The following is a 16,070-nucleotide window of genomic DNA, read 5'->3' as shown; positions in this document are numbered from 1 at the left end:
CTTATTGTTTGAACCCCAATAAGCCAACTTTCCAAAATATGCTAAAAGGTTAAGTGGATTTCATCGAACTCAGGTTATTTATTTTAGCAATAATTTTAATCGCTTAGTTTTAATTAAGCATCGGTAATATACTCAAAATGATTGCAACCCACTAAAGCAAAATAACAGCTCATCCATGTTTCACTGATTCTGAGTCACTTTCAATTCATTTATATGCTTTATGTTTCATACCGAAATGATGAAAAAACTCACTGTGAACAGCAGAAAATATTTTACAGTTGCAACATTTAGGTGCATAATGCACCCCAATAGGGCGAGTTTAGTTTTTCCTCAGCAGAAAATTAAACTTTCCCGCAAATTTTGGCGAAAAAACCCAGTTTTCATTGAAAACTGGGTTTTTTTTATACAAAAATAACAGCACTCATATTCACCCATCAATATAAATGCACCAATATGATGCATAAAACTCATCCATATATTAACTTTTATCATCTGGCCGATAGCAAAGTGATAAGTAACCAGCCAGCCAATTTAAGACAAAAAAAACCCAACCTTGGGGAAAGTTGGGCAGATAAAAAGAAACAATTATGGAGAATTTCATCGTACTACTGAAAAAACCAGTCTGTAGATTTGATATGTAAAATTATGAGAAATTTCACAAAACTCAAAAATCCGACTTAAGTAGTAGGACTACGTGAGAGAATTATGAACTAAATCACAATTTATGTAAAGCATAGTTAATTGGTCTGCTTTATTTTTGCACAAAATCTCAAAATAATGTGAATAAAATCACAAAGTTTTATTATTAAACCCAATTAAATCATCAAAAATTATGGCTATTAGCATGTTTTTAATGCGACAAAAGAGCATTTCTACAAAAAAATTGTCACTTTTTAGGTTATTGTTCACACTAAAACTATTGGTTTTAAGGATTATTTACATAAATAGCATCGCTTATTCCAATCAAAAATTCTTCAACCTGTCATAACTCTAGGGTTCTAAATAACATAATGACTTGTTATCACTACATTTTTAAGGTTGACATCTAAAAAATTGTTTGAATATTTTTCAACCAATAAAATCAATTGGACTTAATGCCTGAAGAATGTTGTTTTAGTTCATTGACTTAATAATTTGTTACACTAAAATGATCAATGTTTCATCCATTTTTAACAAAACTGGTAACTATCATGAAAAAACTCGGTTTAGCCACTGCATTATTATTAGCCATGACCGGTGCTCAAGCGTACCAATTCGAAGTTCAAGGTCAATCTGAATACATCGACAATACAGTAAACGATCAGGACTTTTCTGGTGCCCTTCAAGGTACTTACTACTTCAAAAATGTTGATGCAACTAAAGGTCCATTGGCTGAAGCTGCATTCTTAAACCAAGCATCAAATATTGCTTTAGCGTATAACTATGGTGAAAGCAAAGAGCTTGGGGATCGTGACATTGTGCACGTATATGGCGCTAAAGCTGAAGCGTATGTACCAACCCAATTGGTTCCAGCGTATGCAAGTGCTTCTTATAGCCACACAATTGTAGACAATAAAACTGGTTTTGCAGACGATAACGGCGACCGTTACGCTTTAGAACTTGGTGCAGTTGTTGCACCTAACTTCTTGGTTGCTGTAGGTTATACGAGTGTTGCAGACCAAGCTTCTTTAGATGCGTTCAACATCCTTGCTAATGGTGTTGCTAAAGCAGCGCTTGAGTCAGGCACAATTGCTGAAGACCAAGATGCAATCACTGCACGTACAAAATACGTAGGTGCAATTGACGGCACCAATATGGCTGTTGGTTTTGAAGCAGGTCTAGTTTACGGTGAAAGCACTGCTTATAACTTAAAAACTGATCTTTATTTAACACCAGCACTTAGCGTTGGTGCGTCATACATGGAGTCAAGCTACAACGATTCTCCAAATAAAGCTTGGGGCGCGAACGTAAACTACTTCATCACTCCTGCGGTTTCAGTAGGTGCAAGCTATGTAAATGCAAACTTCGAAGCAGCTAAAGCAGCAGAAGAAGACGATGATGTACTTGACACTCAAACTGTTGGTGTAAACGCTAAATTCCGTTTCTAATTTCACATTAGATACCGAAGTTAAAAAAGACGCTCATCTGAGCGTCTTTTTTTTATGCCTGAAATATGTCATGAAAAATTTGCACGCTGTTTTACTCAGCCGAATCATCATGGTGATGATGCGGTAAGTGGCGAATGTACTGCAATGCGATTAAACGTGACACGATCAATGCCAAATACATCACGCCACAGAACATTTGCAACATGGCAATCAACCGTGCTTCGGGACTGATCGGTATAAGATCAGATAAACCTGTCGCAGATTGCAAACTAAAACTTAAAAACAGTAAATCCAACCAGCTTTGTAAACCTGTAACATTCGGGTTCTGAAAACTATTTGGAATCAATATCTGGCAAATGCTATATAAAAAGGCAAATCCCCAAGCAATTAAAGTAAAGACTGCTGCCGCAGCAAACAACTCATCTTTGGTTAAATAGCGATCATGAAACATATAGCGCAATAAACCATAAGCAGCACTAAAATATGCAGCCGCTTCGCAGGCATGACTCAGTACCAATACCAGCGGATGCCGCACCCCCAATAAAATCAATACTGAAAAAAATAGTGCAGCATATACAAAACTTAGTCCCAGCACACTCAGCATAGGAGTCTGACGAATAACTTTAGCAATCAATAACAAGACCAGTACGCCGACCATCCATGTTATGACTTTATAGGGCATGTTGTGATGTGCAAAAAGTGAGAGCAGCAAAATCACAAATTGTAAGAACAACAGCCATGCCGAAGGTAATATCCGAAAACCTTTCCATACATTTTGTAGTGCTTGCATACGCCTCGGCTGCCTTTTTATTGTTTTGATTTCTAACATAACATGCTGCCAGATCACTGCATGCATGGACTCTGTATCAAAATTGCATATATAAAACCTCTCTCTATGCTTTAGATGAAATAGCCCTCCTAGATGCTAGATAGATCATCCACGAAATTTTAGCCATAAAAAAAGTCCCATTGCTGGGACTTTTTTGAGGTGTTTCAGACCTTAGTGGTCAGATGCACCAGAGATACCAATACCAGTTTGTGAGCGTACGAACTGTGCATCGAATGCTTTACGTTCAGCTTGTGCTTGCGCAGAGTTGTCAGTGATAGAGAACAACCAGCAGCAGAAGAATGAAAGTGGCATTGCAAAGATCGCAGGACCATTGAATGGGTTGATTGGTGTGTCAGAAATTTGCAGCGTATCTACCCAAACTGCTTTAGACAATACAATCAAGGTGACTGCTGAAACTAAGCCTGCTACCCCACCAATCACTGCACCACGAGTCGTTAAGCCTTTCCAGAACATAGATAGTACAAGTACTGGGAAGTTTGCACATGCTGCTACAGAGAATGCTAAACCGACCATGAATGCAACGTTTTGTTTCTCGAAAAGAATACCCAAGATCATTGCGAAGATTGCTAAGCCTAAAGTTGCAATTTTAGACATGCGAAGTTCAGATTCAGGTGTCGTTTGACCTTTCTTGAATACGTTAGCATACAAGTCGTGAGAGATTGCTGAAGCACCAGACAATGTCAAACCAGCTACAACCGCAAGAATTGTTGCGAATGCTACCGCTGAAATGAAGCCCATGAACAAGTCACCGCCAACTGCGTCAGACAAGTGCACCGCAGCCATGTTGTTACCACCAACAAGTTCTAACTTGCCAGTCACTGCCATTTTCGCAACATCAAGGAATTGTGGGTTGTTTGATACATAAAGGATCGCACCAAAACCAATGATGAAGGTCAATAAGTAAAAGTAACCAATGAAACCTGTTGCTACAACTACTGATTTACGTGCTTCTTTCGCGTCTTTTACTGTGAAGAAACGCATCAAGATATGTGGTAAACCTGCAGTACCGAACATTAACGCAAGACCAAGTGAGATTGCATCAATTGGGTTAGACGCTAAATTACCAGGACCCATAATGTTTGCAGCATCTGCCAAGCTCAAGTCATGTACTTTAGAGAATACTTGGATCGATTGCTCGAACATGTTAGTGAAACTGAAGCCCACACCTTTCATTACCATGAAGGCCATGAAAGTTGCACCTGAAAGTAACATCACCGCTTTGATGATCTGTACCCAAGTTGTTGCCAACATACCACCGAACATTACGTAAGCCATCATGAGTAGACCCACGATTACTACCGCAAGGTTGTAGTTCAAACCAAAGAGTAGTTTGATTAACTGGCCCGCACCTACCATCTGTGCAATCAGATAGAACGCAACCACAACAAGTGAACTGAATGCTGCAAGGGTACGTACCGGCTTTTCAGCTAGACGGAACGATACCACGTCAGAAAGGTTATATTTACCTAAGTTACGTAAACGTTCAGCAATCAAGAACAATACAATTGGCCAGCCCACCATGAAGCCCAGTGAATATAGCAAGCCATCAAAGCCTGACATAAACACCATTGCGGAAATACCGAGGAACGATGCTGCTGACATATAGTCACCTGCAATCGCTAGACCATTTTGGAAACCAGAAATACCACCGCCTGCGGTATAGAAGTCCTTAGTGCTCGTAGTTTGCTTCGCTGCCCATTTAGTAATGAACAAAGTTGCACCAACGAAAATTAAGAACATAATAATTGCTGGCCAGTTGGTTGGCTGCTGTTCTGCTGCACCTAAATCTGGTCCTGCAAATGCCATACCTGACATTAATACAGTAGACGCAGCCAGTGCTTTCAATGAATTCCATTTCATCTTAGTGCGTTCCTTTCTCATGTGTAATTGCTTCAACTTCACGCATCGCTTCTTCGTTCAATTGGTCAAGTTTGCCATTCGCAATTGATGAATAAACAGCACACAAAATGAAAGATAAAACGATAATGCTCAGACCTAATGGAATACCCCAAGTCGTCACACCGCCAGAAATTGAACTCAATAAGAATTCTTTGTTATAGCCCACTAAAAGCATGAAACCTACGTACACAAACAACATGATTGCTGTTAATGTCCAACTTAGGTTACTTTTTCTGCGAACCATTTCTTTGAATTTTGGGTTTTGTAGAATGCGTTCTACTTGTACCTCATCCATAACCTGCTCCTTAAAGCGCCCTGCCTTAGGCGCAAATTTTTAATTCGAATTATTTCGAACTTAAAATTAACAATGTTGAAGCCGATTTGCAATTTAGACTTTGGTCGCTAAAAAAATGATCAACCTCAGCGCAAAGGCAATGGAATAGGCTATCATAGCCCTATTGTCGATACTTTTAAGGCATCATGAACAGCTGGCTCATTATGGGGGTTTTAGCCCTCTATATCGCATTACTTTTTATCTGTGCTTTCTATGGGGAAAAACACGCCAGTCGTTTAAGCACGCGTGGGCGCATGCTCATGTTCAGCTTAACTTTAGGGGTGTACTGTTCATCATGGACTTTTTATGGTGCAACGGGCGCAGCCGTTCGTGAAGGGATCATTTTTTTACCCATTTATTTAGGGCCATTGCTGTTTGTCGCTGTTGGTTATGATATTTGGCGACGTTTAGGTCGAGTGCGACAACACCACGCCATTTCATCGATTGCTGACTTTGTTGCTGCACGTTACGGTAAAAGCGGGCCATTGGCATCACTGGTCACAATTTTGGCGGTGATTGCAATTATTCCCTATTTGGCTTTGCAATTACGCGCAATTGCGCTGAGTGCCGCAGTGATTTTGGATCAAAGCACCAATGTTGAAAGTACCACCAATGCGGTGTTATTCCTGACAGGTTTATTGGCTATTTTGGCGATGCTGTTTGGTACTCGACAAATTGCCAATACCGAACAACACGGCGGCTTAATGCTTGCGGTTGCCTTTGAGTCCTTTGTCAAACTATTTGCCTTGCTGGCTGTGGCCTTCTTCTTTGTATTTGAAGCACCCGGCAATATTCATCAAATTGCCAATGATGTTTCAATCACATTTAATGAGGTCCAGCTATTTGGTGTGCCTGAAACCTTCTGGATACAAACCTTATTGGCGGCATTAGCCATTATTTGTTTGCCACGCCAGTTCCACGTGGCAGTGGTTGAATTGCGTGATGAAAAGCACATTCGGGGTGCGCGTCGCTGGTTTGCCGTTTATCTGATTTTAACCACCATCGCGATTGTTCCAATTGCCAGTTGGGCCTTGCACGCAGCTCCGCAATATTTAGCCATCCCAGATGTAGCGGTTTTGTCTTTGCCTCTCAGTTATAACCAAGACTGGTTGACGCTGTTGGCGTTCTTGGGAGGATTCTCCGCCTCAACAGGCATGCTATTGGTATCTTCAGTAGCACTGTCGATCATGCTGAGTAATGACCTGATCATGCCTGCCTTGTGGCGCATGGGCATTTTCTCACGCCATGACAAGCGCTTGCCTTTGGTACTGAAATTCACCCGACGCATTTGTATTTTAGCGGTGATGCTGCTCGGCTTCCTGTTCTTCAACTTCTTTAACGATATTGATCAGCTCTCTGTATTTGGTTTATTGGCCTTTAGTGCAGTGGCACAGTTCTCCCCTGCCCTGATTGGGGGGTTATATTGGCGTGGTGGCAGTAAACAGGGCGTTTATGCAGGCTTAATTGTTGGATTTGCGATGTGGGCCTATACCCTGCTACTTCCGACTATTTTACGCAGCCTGCCAAGTCAGTTCAGCGAGTTTACCCGTGAATTTTTATTGCTGGGACCTTTAGGCATCAATGGGTTACGCCCTGAAGCCTTGCTTGGCTTTGAATCTTTTGCCCCGCTCACACATGGGGTGGTTTGGGCGCTCGGTTTAAATATTTTGTTATATGTTTGGGTGTCACGTATTTTCCGCCCAAGTGTGGCAGAACAGATTCAGGCCGAAAGTTTCTTTTATTATGAAACCAAGCCTTTGCCAACTCAGAACATGAGCAACGAGGTCAGCTATTCACATCAGGATGTAGCGCGTTTAAAAGTAGGCGATTTAATCACACTGGCAAAACGCATTACAGGCGAATCTCCAACCCGACAAGCCTTTGAGCAGTTTAGTCAGCAAAATAATGTGGTGCTGAATGAAAATGCCAATGCCAACGGCATGTGGTGGCGTTTTACCGAACAATATTTGGCAGGCACCATTGGTGCAGCATCTGCGCGTACTTTGCTCACCACTGCCATGGTCAATAACGGACTCGCTTTAGGGCAAGTTGCGAATATTCTTGACCAAGCCTCACAATGGCAACGCTTTAACCAAAACCTAATCATGACCATGATTGACCACATGACCCAAGGCGTGAGTGTGGTAGATGAAAATATGTGTTTGGTAGCATGGAATAATCAATATCTCAAACTATTTGATTATCCTAAAGATATTGTCTATGTCGGGTGCCCAATTGCCGATTTGATTCGCTATAACGCAGAACGTGGTGAATGTGGTCCGGGCTCAATTGAAGAACACGTGCGTAAACGTATTCACTGGATGAAAATGGGCAGTGCACACGAGTTTGAACGCATCCGTAAAGATGGTCGTGTAATTCAAATGCGTGGTAATCCAATTGAAGGCGGTGGTTTCGTGACCACCTTTGCCGATATTACCGCTTTCCGTGAAAACGAAGCCGTACTTGAAGCACGGGTACAAGATCGCACACAACAATTGGCCGATGCTTTGGCAGAACAGCAATTGGCACGTGAACAAGCCGACAAAGCCAATATGTCCAAAAGCCGCTTTATTGCCGCTGCCAGTCATGACTTATTACAGCCAATGCATGCAGCGCGCTTATTCAGTACGGCTTTAGAGCAAAGTATTCAGTCCGATGAAGACCGTAAAACCCTGCAACAACTGGATCGTGCCCTGCATGGTGCAGAAAGTATGCTCTCGGCCTTGTTGGATATTGCCCGTTTGGAAGGCGGTACGATTCAGCCGAAACGTCAGGCTTATCCATTGCATGACTTACTCAGCGATTTAAGCCTGCAATTTAAATCCATTGCGGCACAACGTGGCATTGAATTCCGTGTGCATGACGTACAGTTCTGGATTGATACCGACCCACAATGGATTCGTCGTATTATTCAAAACTTTGTCAGCAATGCGCTGCGCTATACCGCCAAAGGGCGTGTGGTCGTGGGCGTGTTACGTTCTGCAGAACATCCACAACATATTAGAATTGGGGTGTGGGATACAGGTCCGGGTATTGCCGAAGAACAACGTATTAAACTGTTTCAGGAATTTGAGCGTTGCGGACATACGTCGCCTTGGGGTGAGCAAGGTCTAGGTCTTGGGTTAGCGATTGTGCAGCGTATGACCAGTTTGCTGAACTACCCTGTGCATGTCTATTCGGAATTGGGCAAAGGCTCGTGCTTTATGATTGAAGTGCCGATTGTCGAAGCTCCAAAAGTAGTGGCTGCACCTGTGCAAGTGGTGCCGTTGAAAACCAAAGCCTATAAAATTTTGTGTTTAGACAATGATGAAACCATTTTGGAAGGCATGGCGACCCTGCTGAGTAAATGGGGCTATCACGTATTTAAAGCCACCGAACCTGAACAAGCAATTGAGTTGATTCAGCGTGAGCACATTCAAGTTTGGTTGGTCGATCAGCACTTAAATGACGATAAAATCGGTTTAGATTTTATTCTGGAACATCGTCAGGAAGATGTCCCTGTAGCATTAATTACAGCAGACTCCGACCCAGAGTTGCCGCAGCGCTTAAAAGAGCTGAATATTGTATTGCTGAAAAAACCGTTAAAACCAGCATCGCTACGTTCTTGGTTATCTGGACTGAAAATTTCAGGCAGCTGATCCCCATAAAACTTTGTCTGCCCTGCTTTAAACTGTGCTTGATTCAAGCCATGTTTAAAGCGCAAGGCAGGCAAAGCAACTCAATATCCATCTAACTGTTTGATGCTACTTTACCTACTGCAACCCTAGACCACTCAAAAAAACAACAGATTGCCTGTAAAGTGTCACAGCCGCTGGCCTGATGTACAACGGCCATTGACCAAAATTTTCAAAAACGTCGAGTTTTGAGTGCCTGCCATTCACATTAAATACCATCGTCTCACTGGCTATGGCAAAGTCTGACAAGATGGTAAGTGAATATGCTCAATAAATTTTACAATTTGTCTAAGCCCTGAGTTTGTCGTTATTTTTTGCCCTTATCGCCAAAACATTAGACTTTAGTCGTATATGCTTAAAACGCTTCATGCGCGCATAACTAAGTACAAGAAATGATCAATTAGCTGGTGTAGCCTATATAAATACTGCCATTGATCAACCCTTCTTCTCGTTTTAGGAAGTGATGTCATGAATTTAGCTGAATATGAACAGCAGCTTGCCGAACAATCTCAGCAGCTGCATCGTCAATACGGCGTCAATGCGCTCTTACCCGAAATTCAATGGAATCAACTGTTCCCCAATAGCAAACTCAGTTCCACACATCTTCAAGCTTTGGAAACCATTTACCAAAGTGCTGTGCCCTTAGCCTTGCAGGTTTTTGAAGAGTTAAACTTTGATGTATTTAGTCCTGCAGCTTATAAACCTCAAGGTTTAGGTCTGTTCGAGAAACTTGCAGATCAGGAACAACAATTACTCAGCCTTTTGGAGCAAGAAGCTCAAGGTCTCGATGAACCTACCCGCCAACATATTTGGAGTATGTTATTGCGTGGTGGTGCCGTACTGGTCTTTAAAGCATGGTTGGGCAAAGTCAAAACCGATACAGCACAGCTCGACACCTCTCAATTTGATGAGCTGTCCGATTTACTGTTTATTAAAACCCCACCCTTTGAATTGGCAGAACGCTTGAATATTAATGCCCATGCCCCTGCCGAACATATTTTTCTATTATATGGCAATGATGTGTATTTAGACCGTTTTAACAGTCTTGAAACGGCAGCCTTATTTGTCGATTTAGGCGTGTACGATGCTGCGTTTATAAGCCTGAGAGATGACCACGTTGCAAAATACCTGATTGGACAAGGCTATGTCAGTGAGCAGCAAATTGATGAATTGCAATGTGCCTTAAATCCTTTGAATTGTGCCGATTTAAATCCAAAACAGAACTATATTGCTTAGTGTGAGTTGAAGACTTAAATTCCAAGTAATCACATCGCAAACCCCATCCTATTCCAAATAAAAACAAGGCGTGCAATAGCACGCCTTGTGGCTTATTTCATTAACAATACACGAATGAATTTTGCTTAAAACGTCACACGCTTATAATCACGATATTCAGGCTTCCAGAAATTAGCCTCAATTGCCTCTCGTAATGCCTCATCACTCATGACAGCTGCAACGCCTGCATCCATTGCTGCTTTTGCGACTCTAAATGCAATAAATTTAGACACCTGCTGAATTTCATTTAAATCAGGCAATAAATCTGCATTTGGATCCTGCAACAATGGTGAGCAGTCCGCCAGCGCATTACTGGATGCAATTAACATACTGTCTGTCACACGTGTTGCCCCTGCAGCGATTACCCCTAAGCCAATACCTGGGAAAATATACGAGTTATTGCATTGGGAAATATTATAAAGTTTGCCCTGATAGTTCACTGGCTCAAATGGGCTGCCTGTTGCAATTAAGGCCTTGCCTTCAGTCCACTCCAAAATATCGGCAGGAAATGCTTCAACTTGTGAGGTTGGGTTTGACAATGGCAACACAATTGGACGCTCGCAATTGGCAGCCAAGGTTTTAATTACCTCTTCAGTAAATAAACCCGGTTGCCCCGAAACCCCAATCAATACGGTTGGCTTGGCGTTTTGAATGACGTCCAACAGAGAAATCACACCCTCAGGATTACCCCAATGTGCAACACGGTCAGGACTTTGTGCCAATTTACGTTGGAAATCGAGTAAGTTTGGCTGATTGCTGGTGAATAAACCAAAACGATCCACCATATACACACGGGCACGTGCTTCAGCATCGCTCAAGCCTTCCACCACCATTTGCGCCACAATTTGCTCGGCAATACCACATCCTGCAGAACCCGCGCCCAAAAAGGCAATGGTTTGATCTTTCAGCTGCTTGCCTGCCGCACGTGATGCAGCAATTAAACTGCCCACAGATACGGCAGCTGTGCCCTGAATATCATCATTAAAACAGCAAATCTGATCACGATATTTATTCAGCAAGGGCATGGCATTTTTCTGAGCAAAATCTTCAAACTGAATCAATGCCTTTGGCCAACGGCGTTTCACCGCATCAATCACCTGATCGACAAATTGATAGTATTCCTCACCACTAATACGTGGCTGATTCCAGCCCATATAGATCGGGTCATTCAGTAATTGTGGGTTATTGGTGCCGACATCTAAGGTAATGGGCAAGGTATAGGCCGGGCTAATACCACCACATGCTGTATATAAAGACAGTTTCCCAATTGGAATACCCATGCCGCCAATGCCCTGATCACCCAAACCTAAAATACGCTCACCATCGGTAATCACAATCACTTTGACATTCTTTTTATTAATGTTTTGTACAATGTCGTTAATATGGGCACGGTCTGGATAGGAAATAAAAATACCCCGATGACGACGGTAAATATCAGAAAAACGCTGACATGCCTCGCCTACAGTTGGGGTGTAAATAATAGGCATCATTTCACTCAAATGCTGTTCAATCAGGTGATAAAACAGGGTTTCATTGGTGTCCTGAATGTTGCGCAAATAAATATGCTTGTTGATGGCATCGCTAAAAGCAGAATATTGCTGATACGAACGCTGGCTTTGTTCTTCAATATTTTCAATTGCATGTGGAATTAAGCCATGCAAGTTAAAACGGGTGCGTTCTTCTTCTGAAAATGCAGAACCTTTATTTAATAAAGGTAATTCTAAAAGGCCGTTGCCCGCATAGGGAATATATAAAGGACGTTTCTGCTGCAAATTTGCGGTTGTCATTGTTCATCTCATTCTAATCGGTTGCTGATGGCGCATGGATTGAGATGCACCATCTGACATCTGACTAGCTTAGCCCGAATTGCAGCAAATAGGGCATTTAGAAGTTTGATAACCAAATCTGAATGATTTTTATTTCTGATAGCCCATGTTATATAGGCATCGAACCTCATTTATTTGGGTGGTTGCAGTGGCGTCATATCTACAATTAAGCCAGTGAACTTACGCACCAAAGGCAGCACACATAATACGACTGGAAAAGCAAACGCCCAAGAAATCATCCAGTTATGCAACCACAGGGTAAAAAAACCCTCAATCCAGCCCAAATTTCGGACCATGTTAATCAACGAAATGATGCCACTCATCAGACATGATAAAAAGAAAGGCATCACCACAGTGGCCCATTTCATGGGTAATTTGGGTACATTGCCAAAAATCATTGCACGTTGTTTCATGCTCCAGCCTTTTCGCCTCACTGAATGCCGCATACTATGCCATGAATTGCTGGCTTAAAGGATGATTTTTCAGGCAATTTGTTCACGCTTAGCTACAATCTCTGAAATTCGATAAAGCATACAATTGCACTCCCCTAAAGCCCCTGAAATTTGCTATATTTAGCGTTTTTCTGCACATCTATTTTTCGACTAAATATGAATACGGCAATACAAGCAGCGCTCGATCATGCAGTGCAATCCCTTCAAGCTGAAGGTGTACTCCCATCTGACTGGAACAATACGAGTAATTTAACCCGTACCAAAGACCGCAGCCACGGTGATTTCGCATCAAATATTGCCATGATTGCCTCTAAAGCCGCAGGCATGAAGCCACGCGATTTAGCCGAAAAAATTCTTGCTGCTTTGCCTGAAGTTGCAGACATCAGCAAAGCAGAGATTGCAGGCCCTGGTTTTATTAACTTCTTTTTAAATGCCGACCAGCGTTTTAGCGTTTTAGACCAAATTCAAGCACAAAAACAACAATTTGGACGCAGCCAAATCAATGCAGAAAAACGCATTCAGGTCGAGTTCGTTTCTGCCAACCCAACCTCAAGCCTGCACGTGGGTCATGGTCGTGGTGCTGCTTATGGTATGACAGTTGCCAATTTACTTGAAGCCACAGGTGCCAAAGTTGACCGTGAATACTATGTCAATGATGCTGGTCGTCAAATGGATATTTTGGCGACTTCAACTTACTTGCGTTATTTGGAATTGGCAGGTCAAACGCTGGTGTTCCCAAAAAATGCGTATCAAGGCGACTACGTTAAAGACATCGCACAAAGCATTTTAAAACAGGATGGTCAGCGCCATGTACGCCCTGTTGCAGATGTATATAACAATGTGCCTGAAGATGTGCAATATGCGGCAGAACTCGATGCCGATGGCAACAAAGTGGTCTTGTCGGGCGATAAAGAAAAACACATTGATGGTTTGATTTTCAATTCACAAACGCTCTTGGGCGATGATTATCGCGTGTTCCATCAGGCTGCGCTGAATGCTATTTTGGCCGACATTAAAGATGACTTGGGCGAGTTTGGTGTCACCTTTAACCAATGGTTTAGCGAAGCGTCATTGACAGAAAAAATTGATGAAGCCCTACAAACACTAGATCAACGTGGTTATCTATACGAACAAGACGGCAATATCTGGTTTAAATCGACCGCATTTGGCGATGAAAAAGACCGTGTGGTGAAACGTCGCAATGGTCAAACCACTTACTTTGCTTCAGACATTGCTTATCACCTGAATAAATTACAACGTGGCTATACGGACCTAATTGATATTTGGGGTTCAGATCACCACGGTTATATTTCACGTGTGAAAGCGGCCATTGATGCACTAGGCTATGACTCGAAAAAATTAACGGTACTGTTAGTGCAGTTCGTGAGCTTATGGCGTGGCGGTGAAATGGTACAAATGTCATCCCGTTCAGGTCAGTACGTGACCTTGCGTGATTTGCGTAAAGAAGTCGGCAACGATGCTGCGCGTTTCTATTATGTCATGCGCAAATCTGAACAGCACATTGACTTTGACCTAGATTTAGCCGTTTCACAAAGTAAAGACAATGCGGTCTACTATATTCAATATGCACATGCACGTATTTGTCGTATGCTCGAAAAAGCTGCGGCTACGCAATTGAATTTTGATGCGACGACTGCACGTCAGTTTGCCGCTAAACTTGAGCTAGATGCTGAAACTGAAATTTTAGCCAAACTGGCTGCGTATCCTGAAATTTTAGTACGTGCTGCCAACAGCCACGAACCGCATCAGGTAGGTAACTATTTGAAAGAATTAGCAGCATTGTTCCACGGTTGGTACAATGAACATAAAGTTCTGAATGATGATGCAGCCTTGACCCAAGCACGCTTATTGCTTTCAGTAAACGTACAACAAGTCTTGCGGAATGGTTTAGAATTATTAGGTGTCTCTGCACCAGAAACAATGTAAAAGCCCAATAAAAGCATAACAAGAGGAAATCCACGTGTTTGGAAAAACGCAACGCGGTGTATCTGAGCGACCTAATAAGCCCAAAAAACCACTAATTCCAACGTGGTTAGGCACACTCGTGGTGATTTTAATCGTGTTGTGTTTTGCTGTAGCCTTAATGCTATGGAAACCGTGGGCACCTGTGCAGCCTAAAGGGCAAATCAATTCTGAGCATTATCAGGAAGATACCAACAAAGACTATCGTTTTTATGATTTGCTGCCACAGCAACAGGTTACGCCAATTCCTGAGCAAGCAGTGCCTGAAACACAGCAACAGAATACCGTAGTCATTGTTGAAGCACCTGCTGCTGTAGAGGCTCCAGCGGCCAGCGAAGCCAATGTTGGTCTGACAGAAATGCCAGCCCCTGTGGTACAAGCCAGCTATATTCTACAAGTGCGTAGCTATACCGACCCAGATGCTGCAGATGCACGTCGTGCCGAAATTATTTTGAATGGTTTATCGGCAGATGTGGTGAAAAGTGTAGAAGCTGGTGAAACTTGGTATCGAGTGATTTCAGGCCCTTATGATTCAGCCGATGCTGCAGTGATTGCTCAGCAAACTTTGCAGCATAGTGGAATTGATTCAATTGTCGTGAAACGCTAAGCCTCATTGTTATCAATCGACCAAAATCAATTAAAAAAAAGATGCCTCGGCATCTTTTTTTAGGTCTATAGAACGATGTACTCACAAAAATCATCGCTAGATTTACATTAACTGCTGCTCACGTTCGCGTGCACGCTGAAATGCAGGACGCTGTTCCACGCGGGCCAAATAAGCCGCAATCTGTGGATAATGATGTCCTGTACGGCTTTGCAATGCTTGGAGCGGGAAACCCATTTGAATATCGGCAAAAGAAAAATCCCCTGCAAAATAATCATGTTTGGCCAAATAATCTTCTAAATAAGCAATATGATCTTTTAAACGAGGCTGAATAAACCCTGCTTTAACACCTGCTGTAATTTTTTGCGCCATTGGTCGAACTAACCATGGCACATGCTGCGGCACATTGGTCATCACCAACTGCATCACTAACAATGGCATTAATGAACCTTCGGCATAATGCATCCAGTATTGATAGGCTTGCTGTGCTGAAGCCTGCTGCGGTTTAAACTGCCTTTGCGTATCATAATGCTGCTGCAAGTACTCCAAAATGACAGCAGATTCTGCAATGGTCTGTTCTGCATCAGTCAAAATTGGTGCTTTACCCAATGGGTGAATCAGCTTCAACTCATTGGGCGCACTTAAATTGGGCTGACGATGGTAAAACTTGATTTCATAGTTCAAACTCAGCTCTTCGAGTGCCCACAAAATACGGAAAGAGCGGGATTGATCAAGGTGGTGTAAAGTAATCATAAACGTCCTATTTTGTTTTTATTGCATCTGTTTTAAGTGATTGTTATATCTTCTGTTTCACGCAACATTATAAAAAGGCATGTCCTGTATGCCTTTTTATAAGAGACAGATTCAACTCTAGGTTTAACCCAATTCAGTACGAATTTCCACACTGCGTAACAAGGTTTTAGTCACAGGTGTTTTTTGACAGATATTCAGTACTTTTTGCTGTAATTCTACATCCAATACCACTTCAGTTTGCACATGGCGTTCAATCCACTGTTCCTTAAAATGTAGTCAAACATAGTCAAGGACTAATTCGCACTCTGTTAATGTCTTGTTGCCAAGCGTGTA

At 42.4% G+C, this 16,070-nt stretch carries 11 protein-coding genes and 1 pseudogene; 5 read left to right on the top strand and 7 right to left on the bottom strand.

Annotation, left to right across the window (positions count from 1 at the left end; all coding sequences use genetic code 11):
• Window positions 1-1,154: 1,154 nt before the first annotated feature.
• A complete protein-coding gene (omp33-36, locus tag HHA42_RS11795) occupies window positions 1,155-2,087 on the top strand; it encodes a porin Omp33-36 (protein WP_289846662.1) in 933 nt (310 codons plus the stop codon).
• A gap of 91 nt (window positions 2,088-2,178) precedes the next feature.
• Here omp33-36 and HHA42_RS11790 read toward each other — a convergent pair whose 3' ends face one another.
• From HHA42_RS11790 to HHA42_RS11780, 3 genes are all read right to left on the bottom strand, one after another.
• Entirely contained in the window at window positions 2,179-2,877 is a 699-nt protein-coding gene (locus HHA42_RS11790; protein WP_168418952.1) for an ion channel, read from the bottom strand.
• A gap of 210 nt (window positions 2,878-3,087) precedes the next feature.
• Window positions 3,088-4,797: a cation acetate symporter gene (locus tag HHA42_RS11785; RefSeq protein WP_168526603.1), complete on the bottom strand. Its 1,710-nt coding sequence runs from the start codon at window positions 4,795-4,797 to the stop codon at window positions 3,088-3,090.
• 1 nt (window position 4,798) lies between these two features.
• Complete coding sequence (locus tag HHA42_RS11780) at window positions 4,799-5,131, bottom strand: DUF485 domain-containing protein (RefSeq protein ID WP_167845675.1); 333 nt, start codon at window positions 5,129-5,131, stop codon at window positions 4,799-4,801.
• A 185-nt stretch (window positions 5,132-5,316) separates the two neighbouring features.
• On the opposite strand from HHA42_RS11780, the gene HHA42_RS11775 reads away from it, so the two are divergent.
• Window positions 5,317-8,808, top strand: a complete 3,492-nt coding sequence (locus HHA42_RS11775; RefSeq protein ID WP_168526601.1) for a PAS domain-containing hybrid sensor histidine kinase/response regulator — start codon at window positions 5,317-5,319, stop codon at window positions 8,806-8,808.
• A 504-nt stretch (window positions 8,809-9,312) separates the two neighbouring features.
• Window positions 9,313-10,080 carry a hypothetical protein gene (locus HHA42_RS11770; protein WP_168526599.1) on the top strand — a complete coding sequence of 256 codons (768 nt, stop codon included), beginning with the start codon at window positions 9,313-9,315 and terminating at the stop codon, window positions 10,078-10,080.
• Window positions 10,081-10,205: 125 nt separating this feature from the next.
• On the opposite strand, the gene HHA42_RS11765 is transcribed toward HHA42_RS11770, so the two are convergent.
• On the bottom strand, window positions 10,206-11,906 hold the full coding sequence (locus HHA42_RS11765) for an NAD-dependent malic enzyme (protein ID WP_168526597.1): 1,701 nt from the start codon (window positions 11,904-11,906) through the stop codon (window positions 10,206-10,208).
• A gap of 170 nt (window positions 11,907-12,076) precedes the next feature.
• Window positions 12,077-12,358 carry a DUF2798 domain-containing protein gene (locus tag HHA42_RS11760; RefSeq protein ID WP_168418956.1) on the bottom strand — a complete coding sequence of 94 codons (282 nt, stop codon included), beginning with the start codon at window positions 12,356-12,358 and terminating at the stop codon, window positions 12,077-12,079.
• A 195-nt stretch (window positions 12,359-12,553) separates the two neighbouring features.
• Between HHA42_RS11760 and argS the strand changes: the two genes are divergently transcribed.
• On the top strand, window positions 12,554-14,344 hold the full coding sequence (argS, locus tag HHA42_RS11755) for an arginine--tRNA ligase (protein ID WP_168526595.1): 1,791 nt from the start codon (window positions 12,554-12,556) through the stop codon (window positions 14,342-14,344).
• A gap of 34 nt (window positions 14,345-14,378) precedes the next feature.
• Complete coding sequence (locus HHA42_RS11750; RefSeq protein ID WP_104852865.1) at window positions 14,379-14,987, top strand: SPOR domain-containing protein; 609 nt, start codon at window positions 14,379-14,381, stop codon at window positions 14,985-14,987.
• Between the two features lie 102 nt (window positions 14,988-15,089).
• Here HHA42_RS11750 and HHA42_RS11745 read toward each other — a convergent pair whose 3' ends face one another.
• Together HHA42_RS11745 and HHA42_RS11740 are read right to left on the bottom strand one after the other, a co-directional pair.
• Window positions 15,090-15,737, bottom strand: coding sequence for a glutathione S-transferase (locus HHA42_RS11745; RefSeq protein ID WP_168418958.1), 648 nt, complete (start codon window positions 15,735-15,737; stop codon window positions 15,090-15,092).
• A 123-nt stretch (window positions 15,738-15,860) separates the two neighbouring features.
• Window positions 15,861-16,001 (bottom strand): annotated as a pseudogene (locus tag HHA42_RS11740) (OsmC family peroxiredoxin); the annotation flags it as partial.
• Window positions 16,002-16,070 lie beyond the last annotated feature (69 nt).

Origin of the sequence: Acinetobacter sp. A3, assembly GCF_012371415.1 — a bacterium.
Classification (GTDB): Bacteria; Pseudomonadota; Gammaproteobacteria; order Pseudomonadales; family Moraxellaceae; genus Acinetobacter.
The sequence above is the reverse complement of the archived record's forward strand: the minus strand, read 5'-3'. Positions and strand labels throughout refer to the sequence as shown.

Excerpts from the sequence above, each read along its gene's own strand:
- omp33-36 (WP_289846662.1), top strand. The coding sequence starts at position 1,155 with ATGTTTCATCCATTTTTAACAAAACTGGTAACTATCATGAAAAAACTC.
- HHA42_RS11790 (WP_168418952.1), bottom strand. The coding sequence starts at position 2,877 with ATGCAAGCACTACAAAATGTATGGAAAGGTTTTCGGATATTACCTTCG.
- HHA42_RS11785 (WP_168526603.1), bottom strand. The coding sequence starts at position 4,797 with ATGAAATGGAATTCATTGAAAGCACTGGCTGCGTCTACTGTATTAATG.
- HHA42_RS11780 (WP_167845675.1), bottom strand. The coding sequence starts at position 5,131 with ATGGATGAGGTACAAGTAGAACGCATTCTACAAAACCCAAAATTCAAA.
- HHA42_RS11775 (WP_168526601.1), top strand. The coding sequence starts at position 5,317 with ATGAACAGCTGGCTCATTATGGGGGTTTTAGCCCTCTATATCGCATTA.
- HHA42_RS11770 (WP_168526599.1), top strand. The coding sequence starts at position 9,313 with ATGAATTTAGCTGAATATGAACAGCAGCTTGCCGAACAATCTCAGCAG.
- HHA42_RS11765 (WP_168526597.1), bottom strand. The coding sequence starts at position 11,906 with ATGACAACCGCAAATTTGCAGCAGAAACGTCCTTTATATATTCCCTAT.
- HHA42_RS11760 (WP_168418956.1), bottom strand. The coding sequence starts at position 12,358 with ATGAAACAACGTGCAATGATTTTTGGCAATGTACCCAAATTACCCATG.
- argS (WP_168526595.1), top strand. The coding sequence starts at position 12,554 with ATGAATACGGCAATACAAGCAGCGCTCGATCATGCAGTGCAATCCCTT.
- HHA42_RS11745 (WP_168418958.1), bottom strand. The coding sequence starts at position 15,737 with ATGATTACTTTACACCACCTTGATCAATCCCGCTCTTTCCGTATTTTG.